Raw genomic sequence first — 19,059 nt, forward strand, 5'->3', positions numbered from 1 at the left:
TCTGTTAAGACATTAAACAGATGGGATAATCAAGGTGCTTTAATTGCTTACCGAAACCCAAAGAGAAGAAGATACTATACAGAAGGACTGTATAGAAAATATATGGAAAATAAAGTAGGTAAAACAGTTATTTACACAAGAGTATCAAACCAAGGACAAAAAGATAAATTAGAGAATCAGATTGAGTGTTTGAAAGCATTCGCAAATGCATGAGGGATGATAGTAGATGAAGTTATCAGAGATAGTGTTAGTGGATTAAACTACAAAAGAAACAAGAGGAATAAATTGCTTGATGACTGCATGGAGAGAAATGTTTCAACCATCATCATCGCACACAAAGATAGGTTTGTTCGTTTTGGTTACGACTGGTTTGGGAGATTCCTTCATAAGATGGGAATCGAAGTTATCATTGTTACTAATGAAAAGTTGTCCCTACAAGAAGAACTTGCTCAGTATTTTATATCTATCATTCATGCTATAGATTGAGAAAATGTCGGAGGATGAAGAGCTATGAAAAAAGCCTATCTAATAGAGATTAAGCCGACAAATGAACAAATAACCAAGATTAATCAAACGATTGGAGTGTGCAGGTATGTTTACAATCTATACCTATCTAAAAACAAAGAGATATATGAATCCGAGGGGAAATTTCTTAGTGGCTATGACTTTTCTAAATGGCTAAACAACATTCATATGAAAGAGTGCGACCAGTGGATAAAAGAAGTATCAAGTAAAGCCGTAAAACAAGCGATTATGAACGGTGATAAAGCTTTTAAGCGATTTTTTAAGGGTTTATCTAAGTTTCCACGCTACAAGAAAAAGAAAAATGAAGATGTAAAATGTTATTTCCCTAAGAACAATAAAACAGATTGGACAGTGGAAAGACATAGAGTAAAAATCCCTACGATTGGATGGATGAGATTAAAAGAGCATGGATATATCCCGAAAGATGCGGTTGTAAAAAGCGGAACGATATCTAAAAGAGCAGGAAGATACTTTGTATCTGTGCTTTGCGAATTGGAAGAAACAAAAGCGAAGTCAACACTTAATTCAACAGGTTTAGGGATTGATTTAGGGGTGAAAGATTTCGCTGTACGTAGCGATGGAAAAACTCACAAAAATATAAATAAAACAGGGAAAGTAAAAAAGATAGAAAAACGGTTAAGACGTGAGCAACGTTCTTTATCACGTAAATTTAACAATATAAAAAAGAGAGGTGAACAATCAGTTACTAATAAAAGAGCGAATATAGATAAAAATATTCTTAGGGTACAAAAGTTGCACGCTCGATTAGCGAATATTCGACTAGAGTATGTAAAGTCTATTGTAACAAATGTGGTGAAAACCAAGCCAATGTTTATTACAGTGGAAGATTTGAATGTGAAAGGTATGCTGAAGAATAAACATCTATCTAAAACAATTGCCAAGCAGTCTTTTTATGCTTTTAAAACGTGGCTTTTGACTAAATGTGAGGAATATGGAATTGAATTACGTCAAGTAGACCGGTTTTATCCATCGTCAAAGTTGTGCTCATGTTGCGGTCAAAAGAAAGTAGACTTAAAGCTATCCGACCGAGTATATGAATGTGACTGTGGAAATGTAATGGATAGAGATTTGAACGCGTCAATCAATCTGTTACAAGCAAAAGAATATACAGTACTAACGTAAATAGACTGTATATATGTACGGTGGGCTACATCGGAATTTACGCCTGTGGAGTGTTAAATCAAACTGTAGTAGCAAGTAATTAGCGAAACAGGATACATAGAAGCAGGAATACTCTAAGAATATATATTTGTCTATATTTTTAGTAGCAGCTCGTAACATTTTAGAAATTGGCACTCTAGGCGGATATAGTACAATATGGCTTGCAAGAGCATTGCCATCTGGAGGGCGAATTGTTACATTAGAAGCAAGTGAAAAGTATGCTGAAATTGCACGGAGCAATATTGAGCGTGCAAATTTGAATGATAGAATTGAAATACGATTAGGATTAGCGTTAGATTCTTTAAAACAAATAGAAAATGAGAAGTATGAACCATTTGATTTTATTTTCATAGATGCGGATAAACAAAATAACCCTGCCTATTTTGAATGGGCACTGAAACTATCACGCCCTGGTACTGTAATTATTGGGGATAACGTAGTACGTGAAGGAGAAGTTATTGATAATACTAGTAATGACCCTCGTGTACAAGGGATACGCCGTTTCTATGAGCTAATAGCTAATAGCTGCGGAGCCTCGTGTAAGTGCTACAGCGCTTCAAACTGTCGGAAGTAAAGGGTACGATGGGTTTGTAATGGCAGTCGTAACAGAGTAATGTAAGGAGGAAAAAGGGATGAAAAAGAAGTTTCAAAAATTATAACGTGTATCTTGTACAACGAATTTAGCTCGTGGACCTCCAATTTACATAGCTTTATATTATATATTAAAAAATTGGAGGCTATAAGAAGATGAGAACTGAAAAAGAAATGCTAGACTTAATTATAAATACAGCAAAAGAGGATGAAAGAATTCGAGCTGTCATCATGAATGGGTCACGTGTGAATCCAAATGTGAAAAAAGATTGTTTCCAAGATTATGATATTATTTATGTTGTAAAAGATATCCAATCTTTTACGTCTAATCATAATTTGATTCATAGATTTGGAGAAATAATGATTGTCCAAATGCCGGAAGAAATGTCGTTACTTCCAGCAGATGAAGACGGGAAATTTCCGTATTTAATGCAGTTCATGGATGGAAACCGGATTGATTTAATGCTAGTTCCAGTGGATTTAATAAATAAATTTATTGGACAGGATAGTTTAAGTAAATTACTACTGGATAAAGACAATTGTATTGGAGAATTTCCGTCAGCAAGTGATAAAGATTACGTTATAAAAAAGCCTACAGAAAAAGAGTTTTTCGATTGCTGTAATGAATTTTGGTGGTGCAGCACAAATGTAGGGAAAGGGTTATGGAGAGAGGAACTTTCTTATGCGAAAGGAATGCTTGAAGGCCCAATGCGAGATATGTTAATCGTAATGATAGAATGGCATATTGGCATGAAAACAAATTTTACAGTGAATACCGGAAAGTTTGGTAAGCATTTCGAGCAATATTTTGAAAAAGATATGTGGGAGCAATTTAGAAAGACATTTTCAAATGCAGAATATGAAAATATATGGCAGTCATTCTTTGTAATGGGAGATCTATTTAGAGAAGTTGCGAACGAAATTGCTAACGCTTATGAATATCAATATCCGCAAGATGATGATGACAAAGTGACAAGCTATTTAAAACATGTGAAAGTTTTGCCGAAAGATAGTACATCGATTTATTAATATTATGAAGCAGTAAGAAGGTTCTACTTTGTAATATTAAAGACAAGTGAATGGACATTCTTATCGTAAGAGTAGTAAAGTATCTTTAAGGTTACACATTATATTGAATTAGTACATCACTTATATATTGTGGTGTACTTTTTTATTAGACCTTATTTACAACCGTAACAAAAAACAGAAAATTATAACAGTTATATGATGTTGTGGTAAAGTGAAAATTGGCTAATCATTTTGAAATGTTTAAGTAGTAGTCCCCTACTATTTATTCAACTAACTAGAATGTTAGTTGAATAAATCAATAAAACGATTATTTTTTATAAAAGGATTATATTGGAATTCGTTTATAGTTAAAAATTAGGGGGAGTATACTGATGTTTGAAAAATTCAATTTAGATGACCTGATTTATCGTGAACGAGATCCTTTTAGTCCTTTAGTGGTTATGATGTGTGGTGTTGCAGGCTCTGGGAAAACTACATTCGCACAACAATTAGAAAAAGCTGGTTTTGTACGTCTTTCAATTGATGAAGAAATCTGGTCTACTAATGGTCGTTTTGGGATTGATTACCCAATTGAAAAGTACGAGAAATACAAGGAAGATGCAGAAAGAAAATTGAGGAAGCAATTAGTAATGTTGATTCAGGATAAACGACATGTTGTAGTTGACTTCAGTTTTTGGCAACGCTCAAAAAGGAGCCAATATAAACAGCTTATTGAAGAGACTTGCGGTAAATGGAAACTGATTTATTTGAAAGTAGATCCTAATGATTTACGTAAACGACTTAAAATACGAAGCCAACGTTTTGGTGCAAATGCTGCCTTCACAATAACAGAAGAAATTTTAACTTCCTTCCTTAATGGTTTTGAAGTACCAACAGATGAAGGAGAAATTGTTATTGAACATTAGAAAAATTTCTTTTTTAAAAACTAACAGGTATTTACTTAGATGGGAGAAAAGCCTTTTTTCTTACTTCAATCAACGTATGCTTTAGTTTAATAAGGTCTAAAAATGTTGTTGTAGTAAATGAGGTCATTTATAGTACAAAAAGGATAGAAATAGCAGATTATACTTCTGCTTTCCTATCCTTATTTTTTCTTTATATAATGTGTGACATTATATAAAATCATCTACTTGCAAAAAACCCAATCATTTTCTTGACTTTTAATAAAAAAATTATGGACAGTCTTATTTTTGTATATTGATAAGAATTTCTCTAACAAAGTGCAGCTGAATCACATATGAAATTTTAGGGAGGTTTTTATCATGTATTATTTTTATTCACCAGAAATGTTCGTTCCATTTCCTTTGGGGCTAGAACGCAATATTTCGTATGCTTATATGCCATATCATTCATTTTATTATGGAGACTATGTAAATGCGATGCCATACGCATTACATGTTCCTCAAAATTATGAAGCCGAAATGAAAGAAGAGGATCGAGGGTCATGGACACCATTTTCATGGGTCGAAAAATATGCGTATGCATTTTCAGGACCATACAATAAAGCAGAAGTGGCTCTTACATTTGATGATGGACCAGATTTAGTATTTACGCCAAAAATTTTAGATAAGTTAAAACAACATAATGTAAAAGCTACTTTTTTCCTGCTTGGTGAAAATGCAGAAAGGTATCCAAATGTAGTAAAGCGTATCGCTAATGAAGGGCATGTAATTGGTAATCATACGTATAGTCATCCGAATTTAGCGAAAGTAAATGAGGCTGAGTACCATAATCAAATTATAAAAACGGAAGAAATATTAAATCGTTTAGCTGGTTATGCACCGAAGTTTATACGCCCGCCGTACGGTGAAATACTTGAAAATCAATTGAAGTGGGCGACAGAACAAAATTTTATGATTGTACAGTGGAGTGTTGATACGGTTGATTGGAAAGGTGTAAGTGCTGATACAATTACAAATAATGTGTTAGGGAATTCATTTCCAGGTAGTGTTATACTTCAACATTCAACTCCAGGTGGACATTTACAAGGATCAGTAGAGGCGCTAGACAAAATCATTCCACAGTTAAAAACGAAAGGAGCGCGTTTTGTAACACTTCCAAGTATGTTCCAGACATCTAAAGAGAGAAAGTGAAAATGTTAATAATTGGAACATGTAAAGTTGTATAGTATAATGAAAGTGTAAGTTAGGAGGTGGATATGATTGATGTATGCACTAGTAAACATAGGAATAAGCATATTGATTGGTATTATATTTATACTTGCCGCACTTATTCTTCAAAAAAATCCACCAACGGATATTAACGCAGCATACGGTTACCGTACGAAACGATCAATGAAAAATAAGGAATTATGGGATGCGGGTAACAAGTATAGTGCAGAAGTGATGAATCAAAATGGATTTATTATGATGTTAATTGGAAGTGTTATTAGTATATTGTTTAGATATCCCCATACAACAGCAGTGATTATGGCTGTCATGCTATTGTTAATTATACGTTTAATCATACGAGTAGAGAAAAGGTTAAAGAAACTTGAGAAATAATGGAAAAAACATGACTCCCGAGTATTATTAGCTGGGAGTCATATTTTATTTACAAACTATTATTTTTTAGCAATTCTTTGCCTTGTTCTACAACAAATTCATAGTATTCAAGATCATACGGATAAATATCTTCAAATGTTATTGTTATCGGTTTACTGTTTAGAGCAGAAATAGTCGTTATAGATGAAATATCCCTTTTTAATAGTTGTAGAAAAGAAGTTGCATGTACTTTCATCACATCGTCTACTTCTTCACCTGGTGCAAATGGAAGTGGCTTTATTACATTGTGAAAATACATATGACAAAACTCACGATCAGTAAGGTTTGAAATTTCATAATCTATTTTATAGATTCCTTTGTATGTTAAATCAGCCGTTTGGAAGGAAAGACCCAATTCTTCCTCAATTTCACGTAGACCGCCAATTTGTACATCTTCATCATGCATAATATGTCCGGCGGATGTAATATCCCATATACCTGGAGCTTCTTTTTTATTTTTAGAGCGTAATTGGAAATATAAGAACATATCCTCAGCATCTTTTTCTACAAACCAGCAATGAAATGTTTCGTGCCAATCACCGTCACGATGCACGTCATCACGTAATTTCTTTCCAAGTGTATTTCTTTCAGGATCAAATATTGTTAACCACTCTGTCATTTAAATTCCCCTTTCTGCAAATTTTATTATACAATATTTGTATTGAATTTTGGAAAAAAAAAGAAAAAGGAGTGATTATTAGTGAAGATAGAGAGTAAGAAAATAAAATCAATAATTTCAACTGAGGAAGAATTACGACAAATATTAGGGCAACCAAGTGAGCGAGCTTTGAAAAAAGTTATTTCATCACTAGATCACCATTGCGTAGATTTTCTGTCTAAATCTCCTTTTCTAGTATTATCTACTGCAAATAAATTAGGAGAGTGTGATGCTTCGCCGAGAGGAGACGCACCTGGATTTGTATATGTATTAAATAATAATAAAATTATCATTCCAGAAAGGCCGGGCAATCGTCGTATAGATTCAATTTTAAATATTATTTCAAATCCAAATGTAGGGTTAATCTTTTTTATTCCTGGTCTTGGGGAAACACTCCGAATAAACGGTACAGCATATATTACAAACGATGAAGAAATTTTGAAAGAAATGCAGGCGAATGGACGTAATCCGTTACTTGGAATTGTTGTTGAGATAGAAGAATGCTATATCCATTGTGCAAAAGCTTTTATACGTTCAAAAATGTGGGATCCAGAATCGTGGTTAAATAAAAAAGAGCTACCTTCAGCAGCGAAGATGTTATTAGAGCATGCGAAAGTGAATGCTTCAGAAGAGGATGTTGCGCGTTCTTTAGAAGAAAGTTATACGAAAAGATTGTATTAAAAATATTTTATAAATATAGTTTTAGGAAGTGGGAGGCTTCTCGTTTTAGAATGAATTATTTATATATGAACTGCTGATTTACAAGTTAGAAATTTAAAATATAGGTAATAAGAGAAGTCTTTGTAAAATGTTATTGTGAAATATAATAAAAAAGTATCTTTAAAATAGTGAGTGAAAATAGGCTTGCTTTTTAAAATTTTCATAACTATAATAAATTAACAAATAGACATGAACGAAAAAGTAACGATAAGGACATGAGATGATTTTTACGGTTTACAGAGAGGGAAGCCAAGGCTGTGAGCTTCCTAACACGAAAAATGATCTTACCACCTTTGAACTTCAATAGTGAACGAGTAATCTAGTAATTATTGACGGTATCAGCCGTTATCTGAACTTGAGCAATCTAGAAGGAAATAAGTCTAGGTTGGAACAAGGGTGGAACCACGAAAACACATTCGTCCCTTTCCTAGGGATGAGTGTGTTTTTTTATAACTTTAGAGATTGAAAATTTAAAATAATTAAAAAATATATTGATTTTGTTTTTTATGCGAGTATAATGAGTTAACAAATATATATGAACGAAAAAGTAACGATAAGGACATGAAATCATTTTTACGGTTTACAGAGAGGGAAGCCAAGGCTGTGAGCTTCCTAACACGAGAAATGATCTTACCACCTTTGAACTTCAATAGTGAACGAGCAATCTAGTAATTATTGACGGTATCAGCCGTTATCTGAACTTGAGCAATCTAGAAGAAAATAATTCCAGGTTGAAACAAGGGTGGAACCACGAAAACACATTCGTCCCTTTCCTAGGGATGAGTGTGTTTTTTTATTACTTTGAAAGGAGGTGCGGTAACATGAAACGATTAGTACGTACGGAAATAACCACCACCTGCATGATTAAAAAGCAGAGTAAGGTGATTCATAGGTGTAACAATTAAACTATTTAGGAGGAGATTAGAAGATGAATAATGTTATTAATGTTGGGCTATTAGGATTAGGTACTGTCGGAAGTGGTGTTGTCCATATTTTGAAAGAACATTATCAAAAAATTACTCTTGATACAGGATGTGAAGTAAAGGTAAAGACAGTCGTTGTACGTGATTTGGAAAAAGAACGTGATGTTTGCATTGATGGAATCGTAGTAACAAGTAATGTTGATGAAGTTCTAAATGATTCAAATATTGATATTGTAGTAGAGGTAATGGGCGGAATTGAAGAAGCGAAAGAACATATTGTGAAGGCTTTACAAAGTAAGAAACATGTCGTAACAGCAAATAAAGATTTAATGGCCGTATACGGTGCGGAGCTTTTGCAATTAGCAAATAAAAATGAATGTGACTTATGTTACGAAGCGAGTGTAGCTGGTGGGATTCCGATATTACGAGGATTATCAGACGGGCTAGCGTCAGATCAAATTGAAAAAATAATGGGAATCGTAAATGGAACAACAAATTACATGTTAACAAAGATGAGTCAAAATGGATGGTCGTATGAAGAGGCTTTACAGGAGGCACAAAAATTGGGTTTCGCAGAATCAGATCCAACAGCAGATGTAGATGGGCTAGATGCGGCGAGAAAGGTAGCAATTCTTGCAAATTTAGGATTTTCGATGAATGTTGCATTAGATGATGTGCAAGTAAGAGGGATTCGAAAGGTCGAAAAAGAAGATTTACAAATGGCTGAAAAGTTAGGATTTACTATGAAGTTAATTGGTAAAGCAGAGAAACAAGGATCATCCATTCACTTAAGTGTAGAACCGACTTTATTACCAAACCATCATCCGTTATCAAATGTTAATAATGAATTTAATGCGGTGTATGTTCACGGTCAAGCAGTAGGAGAAGTGATGTTTTACGGACCTGGAGCTGGGAAGTTGCCGACTGGTTCTGCTGTAGTAAGTGATATTATTTCAATCGTTAAAAATATGAATCAAGTTCCGAAAAATAAAAGTGTGTTAAAAGAACCAGAGCCGTACGAATTACAAGGAGATGAAGAAGTAGTTTCGAAATATTTCTTACGTATTTCATTACGAGATGAGCCTGGGATGTTGCGAAAAATAACAGAATGTTTCGTTAGTTATTCTGTAAGTTTAAAAGAGGTTATCCAATTACCTTTGAATCGTGAACTTGCAGAAGTCGTTGTTGTGACACATCACACTTCAAAATATCAATTCGAACGAGTTTTAGGAGCGATAGAAGCTGTCGCAAGTGAAATAAACAGCTACTACATTATTGAGGAGGAAAAACAATATGTATAAAGGATTATTAAACCAGTATGCTTCTTATTTACCAGTGAATGAAAACACACCTGATGTTAGCTTAATGGAAGGGAACACACCTCTTATTCCATTATTAAATATATCAAAACAATTAGGGATTCAGTTATACGGTAAATATGAAGGAGCGAATCCGACAGGTTCTTTTAAAGACCGTGGCATGGTAATGGCAGTTGCAAAGGCGAAAGAAGAAGGGGCGGAGGCAATCATTTGTGCATCAACAGGTAATACATCAGCATCAGCTGCCGCATATGCGGCACGCCTCGGAATGAAATGTATTATCGTAATCCCAGAAGGAAAGATTGCGCATGGGAAATTAGCGCAAGCGGTCGCCTATGGAGCTGAAATCATTTCAATAGAAGGGAATTTTGATGATGCACTTAAAGCTGTAAGAAATATTGCTGCAGAAGAGCCGATTACATTAGTAAACTCAGTGAATCCGTACCGAATTGAAGGGCAAAAAACAGCAGCATTTGAAATTTGTGACCAGTTGCAAAAAGCGCCAGATGTTCTAGCTATCCCTGTTGGGAATGCAGGGAATATTACAGCATATTGGAAGGGCTTCTGTGAATACGAGAAAGAAAAAGGTTATAAGAAACCAAGAATTCACGGCTTTGAAGCGGAAGGAGCGGCGGCAATTGTAAAAGGACATGTAATTGAAGAACCTGAAACAATTGCAACAGCGATTCGCATCGGTAATCCAGCAAGTTGGTCGTATGCAGTAGAGGCAGCCGAACAGTCTAATGGTGAAATAGATATGGTGTCAGATGAGGAAATATTACATGCGTATAGATTATTAGCAAAAACGGAAGGGGTTTTCGCTGAGCCAGGATCAAATGCTTCATTAGCGGGGGTAATTAAACATGTTCAATCTGGAAAAATCAAAAAGGGAGAAACAGTTGTTGCAGTTTTAACTGGAAATGGTTTAAAAGATCCTGATATCGCAATTTCTTCTAATAAATTTGATATTGCAAGTGTGTCAAATGATATAGAACAAATTAAAGATCATATTAAAGGGGTGATTATGTCGTGATACCATTAAGAGTTCGTGTTCCTGCTAGTACAGCGAATGTTGGACCAGGATTTGATTCTGTTGGAATAGCTTTGTCATTATATTTAGAAGTAAGTGTAAAGGGAGAAGCTGATAAGTGGCAAGTGATACATTCTTTTGACGATTCAATTCCAAAAGACGATAAAAATTTAATTGTTAGCACGGCATGTAAAGTATGTCCTTCTTTATCACCCCATATAATAGAAGTTACTAGTAATATTCCGCTGACAAGAGGGCTAGGAAGTAGCGCATCAGCGATTGTAGCAGGAATAGAGCTTGCGAATCAACTTGGAAATTTACATTTAACGACTGATCAAAAAGTTCAAATTGCTACAAATTTTGAAGGACATCCAGATAATGTCGCTGCTTCTATTCTAGGTGGAACTGTAATCGGAGCACTGGATGGAAAGAATGTTTCGGTTGTAAGGATTGAAAGTAAGGAATTAGGCGTAATTTCTCTTATTCCGAATGAAGAGCTAAATACGGAGGAAAGTCGATCTGTATTACCAGAGATGTTTCCGTTTCATGAAGCGGTTAAGGCTAGTGCGATAAGTAACGTATTAGTAGCTGCATTATGCCAAAAGAAGTGGGAAGTTGTAGGTGAAATGATGGAAAGAGATCATTTCCACGAGCCATATCGTTTAGAACTTGTACCGTTATTACCATCAATTCGTAAATGTGCAAAAGAATTCGGAGCATATGGCACAGCGCTTAGTGGTGCGGGACCATCTATTTTTATTTTAACTCCGTATGAGAAGCGTCAAGAAATCGCTGAGCAATTAGCGAGAGTATTTGCAGCTATGAAAGTATGTGAGCTTGAAATCGATCATAAAGGGATTACTGTAAATAAGGAAGAACGTATTGGATTATAAAAAGAGCTAGCATCGCTAGCTTTTTTATGTTGTAAATATATTTTAAATCAGCATATAAAATGAATATTGTATAATTCAGTAAAGAGCGTATTAATTTTGGAGGTGATTATATGAGTTCAAAAGAGTCACCAGAAGAAAAAAGAGAACACATAAGACAAAGTGAGTTGAAAAATAACCCTACCGGTTCTTTGAATGATGGGCTCAATAGAGCGGAATCAGGTAGCCCTGTTGATATGACAGGGGGCATGAATTGGAAAGGTACAGGGATATTAATTTTAGTGCTAGTTTTAGGATATATTATATACACTTACTTTTTCAGTTAAGGAAGGCTTGTTAAAACTTTGATTTATTTGGTTTCATAATTAGTGAGAAAGAAAAAACACAGTTATTGTATTACATATCTTCTAAGCAGGTTATAGTTGTTCATATAAATTTATTTTTAATACTCCAAATAGAGCTAGCGTTATGCTAGCTCTATTATTTTTTGCCACATTCCTGTAACAAAGCACCTGTATATTCAGTGGTGGAGGTGCAGAAGATGAAAAAAATGATAGCAATATGTCTTCTTACTACTATGTCATTTTCGACTTTAGTCGGGTGTGATGTAAAAGGTAATAATGCGGTACAAGGGTCTAAAATAAAGAAAGCGACGTATAAAGATTTTACTTACGATGTAAATCCTGAGACTTTTACGTTAACTGTAGAACATGATGGTGTAAAAGAACAGGCATCACAACCGTTACCGAAAATGAAGGTATCGAATTTGAAAAAAGACAAGGATCATACATCATGGGAATATCCGGATCAAAAAGTAAAAGTAAATTTAGAAAAGAAAAAAGATCACTTGAATATTGAAGTGGAATCGACTGGTGCAGAAAGTTTTACATGGCCAAAAGTGCAAGCTGAAAATTATACACTTCCGTTATGGGAAGGTAAGCAAATTCCAAGTAATGATGAGAATTGGAAGAAGTTTTTAAAGGATGATGCATATTCATTTGCTGAATCATTTTCTATGAAGTTTTTTGCATTAAATGGTTCTAAATATTCGATTGTATATATTGCGAACAATATGTTTAATAATGAATTGAAATTTCATTCAGATCCGAAAATAGGGTTTGATTTTACACATGAATTCCCGAGTATAAATAAAAATAAAACATATGGCTTTCAATTATATGTGACAAATAATGATGCAGTAAGTATTGCTAAACTGTACAAGGATAATATTGTCGAAAAAGGTGAATTTAAAACATTACAAGAAAAGGCAAGAAAAAATAAAGAAATTGAAAAACTTTACGGAGCGGCTCATTTTTACTTTTGGAATCAAAATGGTTTATCAGAAAGTAACGTAAATTGGCCGAAGTTAAGAGAGCAAATAAATAGCCCAGTGTTTAGCCATATAAAAGAGCTTATTCAAAAGAATAGTTCAGAGCCTGGGGAATTGAATGTATTTGAGCAAGTGAGTAAACAAGACTTTATCGATAAGTACCAAAAAAATGTTATTTTACGCTATACAAACGAAGTATTATCTATGAAGGAATTGTATAAAGAGGATATTTTCCCGAAAGTTGATCAGGAAGCTAGTGTGTTATTAAAGAAAGGTGTAGATCACTTATCGAAGACAGAGCTGTATAGCTTAAATAAACATTTATTAAAGTCAGTACTCGGTGATGCAGTTGAAGAAGTAAGTAAATGGGGTAAAGCAGATGGGACGGATATACTAAAGGAAATGAAAGAGGCCGGGATAGAAAAGGCGTGGATTGGTTTACCGAACTGGGAACAAGGGTTTATGCAGCCTAATTTCGTTACAGAAGCGAAGGAAATGGGATATTTAGTTGGTCCGTATGATTCTTATCATTCTATTCACGAAAAAGGGGATAAAAATTGGAACACAGCTTCCTTTACTGATCCATCGTTATATGAAGAGGGTACTGTAACGAAGAAAAACGGTGAAAAGGTACAAGGGTTTTTAGGTAGAGGGCGAAAACTAAATCCAACATTATCACTTCCTAGTGTAAAAGAACGAATGAACGATATATTACAAAATGGTCCTAAATATAATTCATGGTTTATTGATTGTGATGCGACAGGTGAAATTTATGATGACTATTCAGAAAAACATATAACGACACAAGAACAAGATTTACAAGCCAGATTAAAACGAATGGATTATATTGCACAAGAAAAAGGGATGGTAGTTGGATCTGAGGGTGGAAATGATTTTGCGAGTAGTACGATTGCATTTGCTCATGGAATTGAAACGCCAGTTATTAAATGGGACGATGAAGATATGAGAAAAAACAAAACAAGCCCGTATTATGTAGGTGGATATTGGTCACCAAATCAAAATGTTCCCGAAAAATATGCAAAACAAGTACCGTTGAAAGAAGAATATAAACAAGTATATTTAAATCCAGTATATTCGGTACCATTATATAAATTAGTATACAACGATTCCGTTATTACAACGCACCATTGGGAATGGGGAAGTTTGAAGGTGAAAGATGAAGTTGGAAATCGTATGTTATATGAGTTATTGTATAATGTTCCTCCGTTGTACCATTTAGATGAAGTAGAGTGGAATAAGCATAAAAAAGAAATTACACAGCATCTGAAAGTTTGGAATGAAGTTCATGAAAAAGCAGTAAAAGAAGAAATGACGAACTTTGCATATCTGTCAGAAGATAAGCTAGTACAATCTGCTTCATATGGAAAAGATATTAAAATTATTGTGAATTTCTCAAATGAAGATGTAGAAATAGAAAAAACGAAAATAAAAGCAAATTCAGCTTTAATTAATAATAATGGGAAGCAAATGATATACACACCAAATGAGAAATAATAAGGTGAAACTTTAATCAGTGGGGGTGTTCATCTCCCGCTGATTATTAGCCTTCAATCGAGCTTTTACGGCAAAAATTTGACTCTTTATTCTTACTACCTGCAAATAACAGAATGATAAATCTGTGAATTTGAATGTTTTGAAGTGTTAAATTTTTGAAGTTGATAAACAGTGACTTGCCAAAAATAAGCACGAGAGTATAATGTGAAATGGAATACATATTGGATTCATGATGTAACCTTACAAAAATGTAAGGTGATTGAAAGGAAATTCAATATGAAGATTACTAGACATATATTATACTAGGAAAAGAGAAAGAGAGGAGAATGAACATGAGCTCTGAATTAGAACAAAATACGAGAAGCAATAAAAAACGTTCTAAACGAAAGTCAATAAAATGGTTCATTTTAATTCCATTTTTCTTACTTATTTTTGGAGGAGTAGGATATGGATCGTTTATATATAACAAGGCAAAAGCTGTTGTAAGTGATGCGTATGCAAAAATTGATAAGTCATCAAAGCGTGATAAAGAAGTTGAACCTTTAAAGGATAACATTTCAATATTAATCATGGGTGTAGATGGAAGTGAAATGAGAAAAAGCCAATACGGCGAAGCTGTTCGGACAGATGCACTTTTATTAGCGACAATTAATAAAGATGATAAGTCAGTTAAATTAGTAAGTATTCCACGTGATTCACGTGTTTATATTCCATCTAGAAAAAAATTAGATAAAATTACACACGCACACGTATTTGGTGGTGTTGAAAGTACACGAGATACAGTGGAACGATTTTTAAATGTTCCAGTTGATTATTATGTGAAGTTTAACTTCGAGTCATTTGTACAAATTGTAGATTCGCTTGGTGGTATTGATATTGATGTACCGGTTACTTTCACAGAACAAGATAGTAAAGACCAAGCAGGTATGATTCATTTGGAAAAAGGTTTCCAACATTTAAACGGAGAGCAAGCACTTGCACTTGCGAGAACGCGTAAAATTGACAGTGATACAATGCGTGGTCAAAGACAACAACTTGTAATTGAAGCAATTGCGAAAAAAGCAATGTCTGTTCAATCAATTAGCAAAATGGGCTCTTTACTCGATGCAGTTGATAAAAACATGAAAACAAATTTAACATTTGATGATATGCTTGCTATTACGAAAAATATGGCAGGATCAGATTTGCAAATGGAAAAGATGCAAATAGAAGGAACGGATAAACGTATTGGTGGTATTTATTATTACATTCCAAACGAAAAAAATGTGAAAGATATTTCGAATAAGTTAAATGAGCATTTAGGTGTTACACCAAAACCAACTCGAAATGAATAAGTATAAAAAAAGGTTGGCCTCAGCCAATCTTTTTTTATGGAAATGGATTGCTTTATTTGTTTTTTTAGTAGAAAAGCTACTAGGTGTTTCAAGTCTACATTCAAATCATTTAAATTTATATAAACAAAAGGTGTAATTGTACGATATACTAGAGGAGAATAATTGGTAATTAACTCCTAAAGTAGAGAAAATAGATTCATCTCATTGCAAATTGAAAGCGAATTGAATTGATGGAAGATCAAACAGGTTAAAACAAATCTTCTTGAAAGTTGTACATAGTGCAATCAAGAATTGGTATGAAAAGAATAAAGAGTTTGTTGAGGCAGGAACAACAATTTTGATAAAACTCCCACTATAATTTATATAAAATATGTTTATATAGTGTAATAAAAATAAATAGATGTATAATTATATTGGGTGATTTATATATGAGATTAATAGGGAGAGGAATTCGATAGAATGGAAAAGGCTTTTAAAATTAAACGAGTTGTAGTTGTTTTAATAGCGATTGCAATAGTAGCTATTGGGTATTTCATGTTTCAATCTATTACTTCACCAGCAAAAGCTGTTGCGAAACAAGAAAATGTAATACAGCTTGCAAGTGAACAACCGAAAGTTGAAATGAATAAAACGGCACCAAGTCGTTTTAATGGACAAGAAAGAAAAGTTGCTTACCTTACATTTGATGATGGGCCAGGAAAATATACGGCTGAATTATTGAATATGTTAAAACAGCATGATGCGAAGGCGACATTCTTTTTAATTGGTGCGAATGTGAAACAGTTTCCTGATTTAGTAAAACGTGAAAATGCAGAAGGACATTATGTTGGAATGCATAGTATGACACACAATTTTGCGAAGTTATATAAAAATGGCGAGTATGTTAATGAAATGAAAGAAGATCAAGGCTTAATCGCAAATATTATTGGGAAAGCCCCTAAATTAACACGTCCTCCATACGGATCGATGCCTGGTTTAAATGAAGGTCTCCGAAATAAAGTAGTTGAGGATGGTTTAAAAGTGTGGGACTGGACAATTGACTCTTTAGACTGGAAATACAATAAAGTACCAGTTGATGCAGCGGCAGCGCAAATCGCTCAAAATGTACTAGCTGGTGCAACAAAACCGCAAGAAGTCATTTTAATGCATGACATTCACCCGCAATCAGTTGCTGCTGTGCCAGCAATTTTAAAGGGTCTAAAAGAAAAAGGTTATGAATTTGAGGCATACCATGAAGAGAATCACTTCCCAGTGAATTTCTGGCACGATAACCGTATGTAATTGGAGGAATTGAAGTTGAAGTATGGAAAAGTAGCAGTAGTTGGAGCATTATCAGTAGGATTATTATCAGGTTGTTTCGGTGAAAAACCAGAAGAAAATTTATATACGGCTTTTGAAACAGCAGCGACACAAGAAAAATCGTTAGCTGATGATACGAAAAAGTTAGAGCAATTAGAAAAGCAAGGGCAAGAACTATATTCTCAAATTTTACAAGAAGGTAAAGAACATAATGAAGCAGTCACGAAGAAGATAGAGGAAGCTACTGCAAATGTAAATGAGCGTGAGAAAGTATTGAAAAACGAGAAAGAACTGTTAGAGAAAGCTCAGAAGGAGACGAAATCAGTTCAAAGCAATATAGAGAAGCTTGAAGATAAGAAATTACAAAAACAAGCTAAAGCAGTAGAAGAGTCGTATAAAAACCGTTATGCTGCATTCCAAAAAATGAATGAGGATTACACGAAGGCGTTAGCGAATGAAAAAGAGCTGTATGAAAAATTAAAAGTAAAAGAAACGAAGTTAAAAGAAATTGGTGAAAAAGTTAAAACTGTTAATGAGTTAAATGTGGAAGCTCAAAAGGCGAAAGAACAATTTAATAAACACACAAAAGAGTATAATGACAGTAAATTAGCATTTTACAAAGATGCACAGATTAAGACTAAAGAACAAAAATAAATAATGATCTTAATCCTAATAAAAAAGCTATAGAAAAAGCCGGAGAAACATTGCAAAAAGTGTTTTTTCGGCTTTTGTCGTTAAATGAATAGAAAAGACTGGAATTGATATCATAAAAGAGTTATAGTGTATTATTCGAAGGAAAACATTGTAAAGTAAGGAGAATGAAATATGTCATATGAATTTTTATTCAAATTAGGTTTAGCACTCTTTTTAGGATTATTCATCGGGATAGATAGGCAGCTAAAGAATAAACCGCTTGGTGTGAAAACAAGTATGGTTATTTCTGTAGCAAGTTGTTTAATTACAATGGTTTCAATTGAATCTGTAAATGTATATTCTGTACCGGGTCATACGAATATGGATCCAATGCGATTAGCTGCCCAAATTGTTAGTGGTATTGGTTTTCTTGGAGCGGGGGTAATTTTACGAAGAAGTAATGACGTTATTTCTGGATTAACGACAGCTTCAATGGTATGGGCTGCTTCAGCTTTAGGTATTGCGATTGGAGCAGGATTTTATATACAAGCGACGGTTGCTATGGTTTTAATTATATTAGCAATCAATGTACTTCCTCACCTTGTGAAAATTGCAGGCCCATATTCATTGAGACAAAAGGACTTGTCTATCAAAATTACTGTAAATGAGCATCGAGAGTTAGATGGGATTTTTAAGCAAATTAAAAATTTAAATATGCAAGTGAAGCGAGTGAAAATTAAAGATATTGATAATGGAGCATCTCAGCAATTAGAAATGGTAATTTTAGCTCCAGAAGATTTATATACAACTGAGTTATATAGTTCTCTAAAAGAAATCGATCATGTCGTATCTGTTGAAGTTGAAAGTAGATAAAAAAGATTGAAAAGGGTGATGAAAATTCACTCTTTTTTTAATGAAAAAAACATTTTGCTATAATTAATTACAAAGGGGGATATAAGTGATGGAGATACATGTTCGAAGGGCATCGAAAAATGATAGTGCAAGTATAGCAAAAGTGCATGTGGAAAGCTGGAAAACAACGTATAAAGGGATATTTTCTAACGGGGTTTTAGACAATATAACGTATGAACAACGAGAAAACCTGTGGAAAAGCATCTTCCAAAAAGATGATAAGAACGAATATAGGTTTGTAGCAGAGACGTTAAATGGGGAAATTATCGGATTTATCGATGGTGGAGCTGAAAGAACGGGGACATATAATTGTGATGGGGAATTATATGCAATCTCTTTTAGTTTGGGTTGTCTCTAATAATCCTTCTAAAAAATTTTATGAAAAATATAATCCTGAAAAAATTGATACAAAATTTTTAGAAAGACTACATATAGAAGAAATAGCATATGTGTGGCGAAATATGGATTGTTTATACAAAACATTATTAATTTAGGTTTGAATAATTATATTATATAAATTAAACTTACGGATATTAAAAAACATCAATAATTATATTGATGTTTTTTTGCATACGGATTTAATGTTGTGGAAAAGACAAAAGGTTTAGTCAGATAAAAAAATTCTG

At 33.8% G+C, this 19,059-nt stretch carries 16 protein-coding genes, 3 pseudogenes and 2 other annotated features; of the genes and pseudogenes, 18 read left to right on the forward strand and 1 reads right to left on the reverse strand.

Annotated features, from left to right (window positions below; all coding sequences use genetic code 11):
• The 7 genes and pseudogenes from ACFWDE_RS20355 to ACFWDE_RS20385 all read left to right on the forward strand — a co-directional run.
• A pseudogene (locus ACFWDE_RS20355) lies at window positions 1-474 on the forward strand (IS607 family transposase); the annotation flags it as partial.
• 36 nt (window positions 475-510) lie between these two features.
• A complete protein-coding gene (locus ACFWDE_RS20360; protein ID WP_377894300.1) occupies window positions 511-1,668 on the forward strand; it encodes an RNA-guided endonuclease InsQ/TnpB family protein in 1,158 nt (385 codons plus the stop codon).
• Between the two features lie 127 nt (window positions 1,669-1,795).
• Window positions 1,796-2,321 (forward strand): annotated as a pseudogene (locus ACFWDE_RS20365) (O-methyltransferase).
• A 133-nt stretch (window positions 2,322-2,454) separates the two neighbouring features.
• Window positions 2,455-3,327: an aminoglycoside 6-adenylyltransferase gene (locus ACFWDE_RS20370; protein ID WP_377894302.1), complete on the forward strand. Its 873-nt coding sequence runs from the start codon at window positions 2,455-2,457 to the stop codon at window positions 3,325-3,327.
• A 371-nt stretch (window positions 3,328-3,698) separates the two neighbouring features.
• On the forward strand, window positions 3,699-4,232 hold the full coding sequence (locus ACFWDE_RS20375) for a P-loop nucleotide/nucleoside kinase family protein (protein WP_377894303.1): 534 nt from the start codon (window positions 3,699-3,701) through the stop codon (window positions 4,230-4,232).
• A gap of 357 nt (window positions 4,233-4,589) precedes the next feature.
• Complete coding sequence (locus tag ACFWDE_RS20380) at window positions 4,590-5,420, forward strand: peptidoglycan-N-acetylglucosamine deacetylase (protein WP_377894306.1); 831 nt, start codon at window positions 4,590-4,592, stop codon at window positions 5,418-5,420.
• 72 nt (window positions 5,421-5,492) lie between these two features.
• Entirely contained in the window at window positions 5,493-5,831 is a 339-nt protein-coding gene (locus tag ACFWDE_RS20385; protein ID WP_016094237.1) for an SdpI family protein, read from the forward strand.
• 49 nt (window positions 5,832-5,880) lie between these two features.
• Here the strand turns inward: ACFWDE_RS20385 and ACFWDE_RS20390 are convergent, their stop codons facing one another.
• Entirely contained in the window at window positions 5,881-6,489 is a 609-nt protein-coding gene (locus tag ACFWDE_RS20390; RefSeq protein WP_016094236.1) for an NUDIX hydrolase, read from the reverse strand.
• 81 nt (window positions 6,490-6,570) lie between these two features.
• On the opposite strand from ACFWDE_RS20390, the gene ACFWDE_RS20395 reads away from it, so the two are divergent.
• The 11 genes and pseudogenes from ACFWDE_RS20395 to ACFWDE_RS20445 all read left to right on the forward strand — a co-directional run bounded on the left by ACFWDE_RS20395 (window position 6,571) and on the right by ACFWDE_RS20445 (window position 18,927).
• Entirely contained in the window at window positions 6,571-7,209 is a 639-nt protein-coding gene (locus ACFWDE_RS20395) for a pyridoxamine 5'-phosphate oxidase family protein (protein ID WP_219302041.1), read from the forward strand.
• Between the two features lie 234 nt (window positions 7,210-7,443).
• Window positions 7,444-7,675 (forward strand) — a binding site (T-box leader).
• 114 nt (window positions 7,676-7,789) lie between these two features.
• Window positions 7,790-8,021: a binding site (T-box leader), on the forward strand.
• A 155-nt stretch (window positions 8,022-8,176) separates the two neighbouring features.
• Window positions 8,177-9,472, forward strand: a complete 1,296-nt coding sequence (locus ACFWDE_RS20400; protein WP_377894309.1) for a homoserine dehydrogenase — start codon at window positions 8,177-8,179, stop codon at window positions 9,470-9,472.
• Window positions 9,465-10,523 carry a threonine synthase gene (gene thrC / locus ACFWDE_RS20405; RefSeq protein ID WP_377894311.1) on the forward strand — a complete coding sequence of 353 codons (1,059 nt, stop codon included), beginning with the start codon at window positions 9,465-9,467 and terminating at the stop codon, window positions 10,521-10,523. The genes ACFWDE_RS20400 and thrC overlap by 8 nt, the downstream gene beginning before the upstream one ends.
• The gene (gene thrB / locus ACFWDE_RS20410; protein ID WP_377894313.1) at window positions 10,520-11,413 is read left to right on the forward strand and encodes a homoserine kinase; all 894 of its coding nucleotides are present in this window, start codon (window positions 10,520-10,522) and stop codon (window positions 11,411-11,413) included. The genes thrC and thrB overlap by 4 nt, the downstream gene beginning before the upstream one ends.
• A gap of 110 nt (window positions 11,414-11,523) precedes the next feature.
• The gene (locus tag ACFWDE_RS20415) at window positions 11,524-11,736 is read left to right on the forward strand and encodes a DUF6366 family protein (RefSeq protein WP_000095426.1); all 213 of its coding nucleotides are present in this window, start codon (window positions 11,524-11,526) and stop codon (window positions 11,734-11,736) included.
• A gap of 215 nt (window positions 11,737-11,951) precedes the next feature.
• Window positions 11,952-14,255: a glycoside hydrolase gene (locus ACFWDE_RS20420; protein WP_377894315.1), complete on the forward strand. Its 2,304-nt coding sequence runs from the start codon at window positions 11,952-11,954 to the stop codon at window positions 14,253-14,255.
• A 332-nt stretch (window positions 14,256-14,587) separates the two neighbouring features.
• On the forward strand, window positions 14,588-15,589 hold the full coding sequence (locus ACFWDE_RS20425; RefSeq protein ID WP_377894317.1) for an LCP family protein: 1,002 nt from the start codon (window positions 14,588-14,590) through the stop codon (window positions 15,587-15,589).
• A 459-nt stretch (window positions 15,590-16,048) separates the two neighbouring features.
• The gene (locus tag ACFWDE_RS20430; RefSeq protein ID WP_002148656.1) at window positions 16,049-16,870 is read left to right on the forward strand and encodes a peptidoglycan-N-acetylglucosamine deacetylase; all 822 of its coding nucleotides are present in this window, start codon (window positions 16,049-16,051) and stop codon (window positions 16,868-16,870) included.
• Window positions 16,871-16,885: 15 nt separating this feature from the next.
• The gene (locus tag ACFWDE_RS20435) at window positions 16,886-17,542 is read left to right on the forward strand and encodes a YkyA family protein (RefSeq protein WP_002202330.1); all 657 of its coding nucleotides are present in this window, start codon (window positions 16,886-16,888) and stop codon (window positions 17,540-17,542) included.
• 171 nt (window positions 17,543-17,713) lie between these two features.
• The gene (locus tag ACFWDE_RS20440) at window positions 17,714-18,394 is read left to right on the forward strand and encodes an MgtC/SapB family protein (protein ID WP_002200827.1); all 681 of its coding nucleotides are present in this window, start codon (window positions 17,714-17,716) and stop codon (window positions 18,392-18,394) included.
• Window positions 18,395-18,479: 85 nt separating this feature from the next.
• Window positions 18,480-18,927, forward strand: a pseudogene (locus tag ACFWDE_RS20445) (GNAT family N-acetyltransferase).
• Window positions 18,928-19,059: the final 132 nt, after the last annotated feature.

It is taken from the genome of Bacillus sp. NPDC060175 (assembly GCF_042728695.1).
Classification (GTDB): domain Bacteria; phylum Bacillota; class Bacilli; order Bacillales; family Bacillaceae_G; genus Bacillus_A.

Excerpts from the sequence above, each read along its gene's own strand:
- ACFWDE_RS20360 (WP_377894300.1), top strand. The coding sequence starts at position 511 with ATGAAAAAAGCCTATCTAATAGAGATTAAGCCGACAAATGAACAAATA.
- ACFWDE_RS20370 (WP_377894302.1), top strand. The coding sequence starts at position 2,455 with ATGAGAACTGAAAAAGAAATGCTAGACTTAATTATAAATACAGCAAAA.
- ACFWDE_RS20375 (WP_377894303.1), top strand. The coding sequence starts at position 3,699 with ATGTTTGAAAAATTCAATTTAGATGACCTGATTTATCGTGAACGAGAT.
- ACFWDE_RS20380 (WP_377894306.1), top strand. The coding sequence starts at position 4,590 with ATGTATTATTTTTATTCACCAGAAATGTTCGTTCCATTTCCTTTGGGG.
- ACFWDE_RS20385 (WP_016094237.1), top strand. The coding sequence starts at position 5,493 with ATGTATGCACTAGTAAACATAGGAATAAGCATATTGATTGGTATTATA.
- ACFWDE_RS20390 (WP_016094236.1), bottom strand. The coding sequence starts at position 6,489 with ATGACAGAGTGGTTAACAATATTTGATCCTGAAAGAAATACACTTGGA.
- ACFWDE_RS20400 (WP_377894309.1), top strand. The coding sequence starts at position 8,177 with ATGAATAATGTTATTAATGTTGGGCTATTAGGATTAGGTACTGTCGGA.
- thrC (WP_377894311.1), top strand. The coding sequence starts at position 9,465 with ATGTATAAAGGATTATTAAACCAGTATGCTTCTTATTTACCAGTGAAT.
- ACFWDE_RS20415 (WP_000095426.1), top strand. The coding sequence starts at position 11,524 with ATGAGTTCAAAAGAGTCACCAGAAGAAAAAAGAGAACACATAAGACAA.
- ACFWDE_RS20420 (WP_377894315.1), top strand. The coding sequence starts at position 11,952 with ATGAAAAAAATGATAGCAATATGTCTTCTTACTACTATGTCATTTTCG.
- ACFWDE_RS20425 (WP_377894317.1), top strand. The coding sequence starts at position 14,588 with ATGAGCTCTGAATTAGAACAAAATACGAGAAGCAATAAAAAACGTTCT.
- ACFWDE_RS20430 (WP_002148656.1), top strand. The coding sequence starts at position 16,049 with ATGGAAAAGGCTTTTAAAATTAAACGAGTTGTAGTTGTTTTAATAGCG.
- ACFWDE_RS20440 (WP_002200827.1), top strand. The coding sequence starts at position 17,714 with ATGTCATATGAATTTTTATTCAAATTAGGTTTAGCACTCTTTTTAGGA.